The organism is Micromonospora sp. CNZ280, from assembly GCF_011759515.1.
In genome coordinates this window covers 757,812-766,838 of sequence record NZ_JAAOYP010000004.1, presented here as the reverse complement: position 1 = coordinate 766,838, position 9,027 = coordinate 757,812, and the positions used below count along the sequence as shown (strand labels likewise).

Below are 9,027 nucleotides of genomic sequence, written 5' to 3'. Positions count from 1 at the left end.
CGGTGTGCCAGCCGATCAGCGCGAAGGCGATGGCCTCCTTGGTGTCGCTCGGCGCGCCGAATTCAGCGGTTGTCGTGACCCGCACCCCGCTCAGGCGCTCACGCAGCATCGCCATCAGCGTCGGATTGGCGCAGCCCCCGCCGGAGGCGGCGAGGGTGTCGATCTGGTGGCGGCGTACCTCGTTGGCGACGGTCTGCGCGGTCAGCGCGGTCAGGGTCGCGGCGATGTCCGCGTCCGACAGAGCGGAGTGCGCCGTCAGGGCCTTCTCCAGATAGCCGGCGTGGAACAGTTCCTTGCCGGTGCTCTTCGGCGGGTCCAGCCGGTAGTACGGCTCGGCGAGCAGCTCGGTGAGCAGAGCGTCGTCCACCCGGCCGCCGGCGGCGAGACGACCGTCCTCGTCGTACCGCCGCCGGCCGCGGCTGGCCCGCACGACGGCGGCGTCGATCAGCGCGTTGGCCGGCCCGGTGTCGTAGGCCACCGGGCCGCCGCCACCGGCCGGTCGCAGCACGGTCATGTTGGCGATGCCGCCCAGGTTGAGGCCCGCTGGGCGGCCCGGCAGGCCGGCCAGCAGGAGAACGTCCATCATCGACACCAGCGGCGCGCCGTGGCCGCCGGCGGCCACGTCCCGCACCCGTACGTCGGCGACCACCGGCACACCTGTACGCTCGGCGATCCAGGCCGGCTGCCCGATCTGCAGGGTGCCCCGCACCTGTCGCCCCTGGACCCAGTGGTAGACGGTCTGCCCGTGCGAGCAGATCAAGTCGACCCCACCGGCCCGCTCGGCCGCGTCAGCGGCCACCTCGGCGAACGCCTCACCGATCAGCGTGTCCAACTCGCACGCCTCGGCGAAGGTCAGCGCCGACGGGGGCAGAGCCCGCATCAGTCGGGCGCGCAGCTCCTCCGGGTAGGGCGAGCTGCCCGCGTACTCGACCGTGCCATGCAGCACACCGTCGCGCAGCGCGAAGTCGACCGCCGCCACATCGATGCCATCGTGCGACGTACCGGAGATCATGCCCAGCACCTTCACGCGCTCGCCTCCAGCGCCTCACGCAGCCGGCCGCCGCTCGCGGCCAGCCGCTGGTGGGGATCCGCCACCGAGCGGTCGAGCAGCAGGATCGCGGTCTTGACATCGAGATCGGCGCGGTCGAGGGCCGCCTCGGCGTCGGCCCGCGGGACACCGGTGACCCGCCGGATGATGCGGACCGCCCGGTCGCGCAGTTTGACGTTGGTCACCCGCAGATCGACCATGAGATTGCCGTACGTCTTGCCCAGCCTGATCATCGAGATCGTCGAGATCATGTTCAGCACCAGCTTCTGCGCCGTGCCTGCCTTCAGCCGGGTCGAGCCGGCCAGCACCTCGGGGCCGACGAGCACCTCGATCGCCCGGTCGGCGGCCGTGCTCAGCGGCGTGCCGGCGTTGCACGAAAGCCCGACCGTCAGGGCGCCACGCGCGCGGGCCGCCCGCACGGCCGCCAGGACATAGGGGGTACGACCGCTCGCCGAGATACCGACGACCGCGTCGCCGGCGGTGATCGCGCAGTCGGCGATCACGGCCGCGCCGGCCGCCTCGTCGTCCTCGACGCCCTCCTTCGATGCGAGCAACGCCTCGGGTCCGCCCGCGATGACGGCGCGCACCAGGTCCGGTGGGGTGCTGAACGTCGGTGGGCACTCCGACGCATCGAGCACTCCCATCCGGCCGGCGGTGCCCGCCCCGACGTAGAGCAGCCGGCCGCCGGCCGCCAGCCGGTCGGCGATCCCCTCGATGGCCGGCACGATCTGCGGCAGCACCGCCCGCACGGCGTTGGGCACTGTCGCGTCGGCGTCGTTCATCACCGCCGCCAACTGCGCGACCGACGCGGTGTCGAGGCCGGCGTACCGTTCGTCCACCTGTTCGGTCAGCAGGTCACCAAGGCGATCCGTCATGCGTTGCGTCCGTTTCTCGGGTCGAGGGCGTCACGCAGCCCGTCGCCGAGCAGGTTGAGCCCGACCACGAAGACGACGATGACGGCGCCCGGCGCCGCCAGGTTCCACCAGGCCATACCGGCCAGAATCTTGGCGTCGAAGACCATCGACCCCAGCGACGGCGCGGGGGGCGGGCTGCCCAGGCCGAGGAAGCTCAACGCGGCCTCGGTGAGCACCGCCCAGGACAGCGACAGGGTCACCTGGACGATGACGATGGCGGCGAGGTTCGGCAGCAGGTGACGCACCAGGATCCGCCAGGTCGGGATGCCGAGCACCCGGGCCGCTTTGATGAAGTCGGTTTCGCGTAGCGACAGTACCGGCCCGCGGCTGACCCGGACGAAGATCGGCACATAGACGATGGCGATCGCGATCGCGATGGTCAGCCAGTTGCGGGTGAACGTGGTCGCGAGAGTCAACGCGAGCAGTAGCGGCGGGAAGGCGAAGAGCACGTTCGTCACGGCCAGCACCGGCCCGCGTACCCGGGCGCCGTAGAAGCCGGCGCAGATGCCGGCGGTGGTGCCGACGAGGGCGGAGAGGAGAACCGCGACGACGGCGACGCGCAGGGAGTTGCCCACGCCGGCCAGGGAACGGGAGAACACGTCGCGGCCGAACTGGTCAGTGCCGAACCAGTACTGGGCCGACGGCGGCTGGAGGCGGGCCTGCGGGTGCTGGGCGATGGGGTCGTACGGGGTCATCCCGAGCAGGGCGGTGACCGCGGCGAGGACGACGAGCGCCACCAGCACCGCGCCGACCAGACCGGCGGGGCTGCGCAGCAGTCGCCGCCACGCCGCCGTGCGGGTCGGCGCCGTAGCCACCGGCACCTGCCGCCCGGCAACCGCGGCCGTCATGCCCGCCCCCCGCCGCACCCCGTGCTGTGCTGAGTCATGCGGCACGCACCCGGGGGTCGATGACCCGGTAGAGCAGGTCGGTGAGGAGGTTGACCACGACGAACGTGGTCGCGATCACCAGAACGGTGCTCTGCACCACGGCGTACTCCTTCTGTTGGATTCCCGCGAGGACCTGCCGCCCGAGGCCCGGCACGGAGAAGATCTGCTCGACCACCACGGCGCCGCCGAGCAGGTAGCCGAACTGGATGCCGGTCATCGTGACGATCGGGTTCAACGCGTTGTGCAGCACGTGGCGCACCCGCAGCCGCCACGGTGCGACACCCTTGCCACGCGCGGTGCGGACGAAGTCCTGGGTCTGCACCTCCAGCAGTGCCGAGCGTGCGGTGCGCATGATCGGGGCCGCGAGGCCGAAGCCGAGGATCAGCGCCGGAAAGAGCATCTGCTGAAGGTTCAGCAGCGGGTCCTGGGCGAGCGGGGCGAAACCCTGGGCATTGGGGTTGTAGTGCGCGTATCTGGAGACCACGGTGAGCAGCGCGGCGCCGAGGAGGAAGTTCGGCACGGACAGGGCAGCCAGGCCGACGAGCTGGCCGAATCCGTCGCGGATGCCATTGGGGCGCGACGCGGAGAGCATGGCGAGCGGCACCCCGATCAGCAGACCGACGATCATGGCCAGAACCGCGAGCTCCAGCGTGACCGGCAGGGCGTTCGCGGTCATCTCCAGGACGGAGGCGCCGGCTCGGCGGGAGAAGCCGAGGTTGCCGGTGAGCACGTTGCCCAGCCACGAGAAGAACTGCACGACCAGCGGCTTGTCCAGGCCGTAGTAGGCGCGCAGGGACTCCTGCTGCTCGGCGCTGAGCCCGGCTGCCTCGGTGCCGAGAGTGGCGGTGACCTCGTCGCCGGGAATCGCCCGCAGGGTGGTGAAGACCAGCACCGCGACCCCGAAGAGGGTGAGCACCGTCTCCACGAGTCTGCGGGCCAGCGGGTGACGTGCGATGGACCGCACCGGCACCTCCTTGGGTGAGGGTCCTGCCGGGCGGTGCGCGCATCGCCCGGCAGGTCGTGCGGTCACTGCAGCGAGATCTCGCGCAGGTTCTGCAAAGAGCCGTTCGGCATCGGCTTGAAGCCGGAGACGCCCTGGGTGGTCGCGGTGTAGCCGTAGCTCGAGAAGAGCCACACCCATGCCGCGTTGTCCTCCAGGTGCCGGGAGACCTGGCTGTAGATCTCCTTGCGCTTGGCGGGGTCGGTGGTCGCCTTGCCCTCGGCGAAGTACCGGTCCAACTCCGGCGAGGAGTAGCCGGCGACCTTGTTGAGGTTGCCGTTGCTGGTGAAGTAGCGCCCGTACATACCGTCGGGGTCCGGTCGACCGCCGTTGAGCGCCACGGCCGCGCTGAAGTCGGCGGCGACCCACTTGTCCACGTACGCCCCCGACTCCAGCGTCTCCAGGGTGAGGTTGATGCCGGCCTCCTTGAGCTGGGCCTGCAGGTTCTGCGCCTCGTTGACGGACGTGGCGTACCCGCCCTGGGACACGATCGCGGGAATCGTGACACCGTTGGCGAAGCCAGCACCCGCCAGCAACTGCTTGGCCTTGGCCACGTCGCGGGTCGGGCAGGGACGCGCGGCGGGGTCGGACTTGTACGCGGGGGAGGTGATCGGCCCCGTCACCTCACCCTCACCGAGGGCGGCGGTGTCCAGCACCTGCTTCCGGTCGATGGCGCAGGAGATGGCCAGGCGTACGTCCCGCTTGTCCAGCGGCGCCTTGCGCGCGTTGAGCTGCAACACGTGGTACGACAGGCTCGGCGTCTTGGCCACGTTGATCCCATTGCCCTCGGCCGACTTGGCGACCAGCGGGTCGTCGAGCGTGGCGAACTGGACGTTGCCCGACTGCAGGGCCGCGACCACCGACGTCTGATCCGGGATGGTACGGAACTCGAGGCCACTGACCTTCGGCTTGCCACCCCAGTAGTCGTCGTTGGCGGTCAGCTTCACCGACTGACCGGCGGTGCGGCTGTCGAACTTGAACGCGCCGGTGCCGTTGGGCTTCTGGCCGACCGCATCCGAGGTGTCATCCTTGGACAGCATCGCCAGGTTGGTGGTGGCGAAGCCGGCGAGCAGGCCCGCATCTGGCGCCGCCAGGTGCAGCACGACGGTCTGCGGGTCGGGCGCGTCGACCGACTGGATCGACTTGACCGTGGCCGCAGCCACCGCCGCGGTTTCGGGCTTCTGGATGCGCTCGATCGACGACTTGACGTCGGCGGAGCTGAACGGCTTGCCGTCGTGGAACTTCACGCCCTGACGCAGCGTCAGGGTCAGCGTCTTGTTCTCGTCGGCGTACTGCCACTTCTCGGCCAGGCCGGGCTTGACGTTGAGGTCGCCGTCGAGTTCGGTGAGCGTGCCGTACATCTGCTCGAGCAGATGTACCGCCTGGAACTGGGTGGCCTTCCACGGGTCGAGCGTGTTGGGGTCGGCGGTGTAGCCGACGACCAGGGTGCCGCCGCCGGTCGACCCTTCCTTGCCGGGTGTGCCGCTGGAGCAGCCCGTCGCGACGAGGGCGGTGGCCGCGACGGCCACCAGACACCTGGTCGCTGGTGAGCTCAGCGTGCTGGGGAGCTTCACGTTCCTTCCCTCCGGTATGCCACGGCCGGATCGCCGCGAGTGCCGCGGGCGCCGTCCGCCGTCGGCGGTGGCCGTACGCCCGGCGACCGAGTATCAAGGGGTGACGGAAAGCTGTCAATAGTTTCCGAAATGCTGGCGCGCGATGAAGAAACTTGCCGGCTGCGCTATGGTGCTCTCCGTGTCCAGACTGACAGCAACGCTGGTAGATGGCTTGGTAGGCGGACACCGCCCGCTCTACAGCGCGGCCGTCGCACTGATCCAGCGGGGCGGCCACCCCACCGACCTGGTTACCGTCGGTCACCTGTCTCGGTATGCCGACGCGGACGGCACCCCGGTCGCACCGGAGGCCCTCCAGCCCGCCCTGGAGTCGACGATCTTCGACCTCGCCTCGGTGACGAAACTGTTCACCACGACCGTCCTGCTCGGCCTCGTCGACGAGGGCAGGATGAGCCTCGACGAGCCGATCGCCGACTGGCTGCCCACCTTCGGCGGCGACGAGCGACGGCGAATCACCCTTCGGCACCTGCTCAGCCACACCTCCGGGCTGCCGGCGCTGCTGCAACTGTGGACCGACTGGCCAGAACCGGCGTCCCGGGTGCAGGCGGTGCTGCGCGCCCCACTGGTCAACCGACCCGGCGCCTCCTTCGAATATTCCTGCGTGGGATTCATGGTCGCCGGACTGCTGGCCGAGCGGATCACCGGTCAGCCGCTGCCCGACCTGGTGCACGAGCGGATCTGCCGGCCCCTGGGACTGACCGACACCGGTTTCCTGCCCGACCCGGCACGCGCGGCCCGCGCCGCGGCCACCGAACACCAGCCCCACCTCGGCCGCGGCATGCTGCGCGGCAGCGTCCACGACGAAAACTCGTGGTCCCTCGGCGGGACCGCTGGCAACGCCGGGTTGTTCGGCACCGCAGCCGACGTCGCCCGCTTCGGCGAGCTGCTGCGGCAGGGCGGCGCCGTCGACGGGGTCCGCGTCCTACGCCCGGAGACCGTGGCGGAGATGACCCGCGATCAGCTACCACCGGCCATCGACCCGGGCTTCCGCCACGGCCTCGGCGTACGTATCGGCGACCCGCACTGGATGGGCACGCTGGCGGCGGACGGGGCCTTCGGCCACACGGGCTTCACCGGCACATCCCTCCTGGTCGACCCCAGCCGGGACCTCGTGGTGGTCCTGCTCACGAACCGCGTACACCCCAGCCGGGAATGGTCGGACATCGCGGAGATCCGACGGGCCGTGGCGGAGTTCGCCGCCCCACCCGTATGCCGAGGTTGAGTCGCCGCGCAGGGGTTCTCGGTGTGCGCACTGCAGGAGTCGGTGGAGTCGGGTAGGCGCCCGCCGCTGGATCAACTGATTATCTCCGGTGCGGTCGCAACCAGCCAGCCACCCGGAAGACAGTCCAAACTGGATCTCGCCTACACTCCGCCCGGTGATCAACAAGAGAAGATCGGCGGTCGTCCTCATCGGACTGCTGGCGGCGACCGCGTTGACTGGTCCGGCGCCCGCTCTCGCGGACGAGGAGACACCGGTTGAACCGCCGAAGGTGGAGCTGGTGCTCGACGTCAGCGGCTCGATGCGGGCCAAGGATATCGACGGGCGCAGCCGGATCTCCGTGGCCCAGCAGGCGTTCAACGAGGTGGTCGATGCGCTGCCCGAAGAGACCCAGCTCGGCATCCGGGTCCTCGGCGCGACCTACCGGGGCAAGGACAAGAAGCAGGGCTGCCTGGACACCCAGCAGATCGTGCCGGTCGGTCGGGTCGACCGGGTGCAGGCCAAGGCCGCGGTGGCGACTCTGCGGCCGACCGGGTTCACCCCGGTCGGGTTGGCCCTACGCTCGGCCGCCCAGGATCTCGGCACCGGCACGACCGCCCGACGGATCGTGCTGATCACCGACGGTGAGGACACCTGCGCGCCACCGGACCCCTGTGAGGTGGCCCGGGAGCTGGCCGCCCAGGGTACGAAGTTGGTGGTCGACACGCTTGGCCTGGCCCCGGACGAGAAGGTGCGCCGGCAGCTGCTCTGCATCGCGGCGGCCACCGGGGGCACGTACACCGCCGCGCAGAGCGCTGACGAGTTGACCAGTCGGATCAAGCAGCTGGTCGACCGGGCGAAGGACACCTACACGGCGTCCCCGACGGTAATCGCCGGCACGTCGGCGTGCGCCGACGCACCGCTGCTGGGTCCCGGCGTGTACAGCGACCGGGAGGCGTTCTCGGAACACCGGTGGTATCGGGTGCCGGTGCGCCCCGGGCAGGAACTGCGCGCCTCGGTCAGCGTGGCGCTGGACCGGCCGGTCAACCGCGACTATGGGGTGCTGTTGCGGGCCACCGCCAGCGACGGCCGGGAACTGGTCCGCGGGGTCGACGCGGGCAGCGGCCGTACCGACGTGGTCTCCGCCGGCCTGCGCTGGTCGGCGGGCGAGCAGCGGGCGGACGGGGCACCCCCGACGCCGGAGGCCACGATCTTCCCGGCCACCACAGTCTGCCTGGTGGTCAGCAACGCCCTCGCGCCGCAGCCGGGCACCGACGCGACACCCGGCATGCCGGTCGAGCTGACCGTGGACGTGGTCGCGTCCTCCCCCGCCCCGACCGCCCCCGACCTCGGCCGGGGCTGGGTGCTACTGCTGCTGCTGGCCGTGGCCGGCCTGCTCACCGGACTGCTTACCGGCCTGCTCACCCGCTGGTGGGTGGCCACCTGGAGGGAGAAGTGATGAGCACCCCGACGATCCGGAGCGGTGCCGCGCTGGCCGCCGCCGGCCTGGCCCTGTTGGCAGCCCCCGCCCCGGTCCAGGCCGCGCCCACGCCCTCGCCGGGCGCAACCCCGGTCACCCGAGCCGGAACCTCCTTCCTGACCGCCGCCGGCATCGCCGCCGACCAGCCGGTCCAGGTCGACGCCTCCACCGGCGACTTTCTGTACTGGTCGTTCCCGGCCGTGGCCGGTGAACGGCACGAGCTCACCGCCACCGTGTCGTTCCCGAAGTCGCGCAGCGGCGCGTCGATCTGGACGGTGGAGGTCTTCGACGGCCTCCGGCGACGCCAGTCCTGCACGGCCGGCGCGCAGACGCCTACGGCCGACGCCTCCGCCGACAGCGTGTCGCTCGGCTGCACGCTGCGGCAGGTGCGGTCCTGGGCCGAGCCCTGGTCGGCCGACCCGTTGCCCGGGACGTACTACGTCCGACTGTCCGTGACCGAGCTGCCGGAGGCTGACCTCGGTCTCCCGATCGAGGTGGAGTTGCAGGTCAGCGCGGACCGGCAGGACTCCCGCGACGACGGCGAGCTGAAGGCGCCACTGGTGCCGCACACGAAGGCCGGCACGATACTCAACGCCGAACCGGTGGCACAAGCGGCGGAGGAGGACGAGAGCGGGTACCTCGACTGGTTGCCCGACCTCGGCTCGCGTTGGATCTGGAGCACCATGGGCGGCGTACTCGCCGCCGCGGCCGGCGTCGTCGGCTTCGCTCTCACCCGCCGGCCCCGCCGGCCGTGACCGGTGCCGGTGGCCGCCCCCCGCGCGGGCGGCCACCGGTCGGTACCGGAGACGATTGGAGGACGGAGCAGCGAACCGATGAGCCCTCGCTCGAGCCGCATCCGTTGCTGGTTG

Annotated in this window: 8 protein-coding genes; 3 read left to right on the top strand and 5 right to left on the bottom strand. The window is 71.0% G+C overall.

Going from position 1 to position 9,027, the window contains the following annotated elements:
- The 5 genes from FHX32_RS30655 to FHX32_RS30635 all read right to left on the bottom strand — a co-directional run.
- A partial coding sequence (locus FHX32_RS30655) for an anhydro-N-acetylmuramic acid kinase (RefSeq protein ID WP_167190897.1) occupies positions 1-1,012 on the bottom strand: 1,012 nt, incomplete at its 3' end.
- Between the two features lie 11 nt (positions 1,013-1,023).
- Complete coding sequence (gene murQ / locus FHX32_RS30650) at positions 1,024-1,923, bottom strand: N-acetylmuramic acid 6-phosphate etherase (protein WP_167190894.1); 900 nt, start codon at positions 1,921-1,923, stop codon at positions 1,024-1,026.
- The gene (locus FHX32_RS30645; protein WP_167190891.1) at positions 1,920-2,810 is read right to left on the bottom strand and encodes an ABC transporter permease; all 891 of its coding nucleotides are present in this window, start codon (positions 2,808-2,810) and stop codon (positions 1,920-1,922) included. The genes murQ and FHX32_RS30645 overlap by 4 nt, the downstream gene beginning before the upstream one ends.
- A gap of 34 nt (positions 2,811-2,844) precedes the next feature.
- The gene (locus FHX32_RS30640) at positions 2,845-3,813 is read right to left on the bottom strand and encodes an ABC transporter permease (RefSeq protein WP_199235734.1); all 969 of its coding nucleotides are present in this window, start codon (positions 3,811-3,813) and stop codon (positions 2,845-2,847) included.
- Positions 3,814-3,875: 62 nt separating this feature from the next.
- Positions 3,876-5,423, bottom strand: coding sequence for an ABC transporter substrate-binding protein (locus tag FHX32_RS30635; RefSeq protein WP_208419500.1), 1,548 nt, complete (start codon positions 5,421-5,423; stop codon positions 3,876-3,878).
- Positions 5,424-5,634: 211 nt separating this feature from the next.
- Between FHX32_RS30635 and FHX32_RS30630 the strand changes: the two genes are divergently transcribed.
- The 3 genes from FHX32_RS30630 to FHX32_RS30620 all read left to right on the top strand — a co-directional run bounded on the left by FHX32_RS30630 (position 5,635) and on the right by FHX32_RS30620 (position 8,913).
- Positions 5,635-6,702: a serine hydrolase domain-containing protein gene (locus tag FHX32_RS30630; RefSeq protein WP_167190888.1), complete on the top strand. Its 1,068-nt coding sequence runs from the start codon at positions 5,635-5,637 to the stop codon at positions 6,700-6,702.
- Positions 6,703-6,856: 154 nt separating this feature from the next.
- Positions 6,857-8,137: a VWA domain-containing protein gene (locus FHX32_RS30625; protein ID WP_167190885.1), complete on the top strand. Its 1,281-nt coding sequence runs from the start codon at positions 6,857-6,859 to the stop codon at positions 8,135-8,137.
- Positions 8,137-8,913: a peptidase gene (locus tag FHX32_RS30620; RefSeq protein ID WP_109899348.1), complete on the top strand. Its 777-nt coding sequence runs from the start codon at positions 8,137-8,139 to the stop codon at positions 8,911-8,913. The genes FHX32_RS30625 and FHX32_RS30620 overlap by 1 nt, the downstream gene beginning before the upstream one ends.
- Positions 8,914-9,027: the final 114 nt, after the last annotated feature.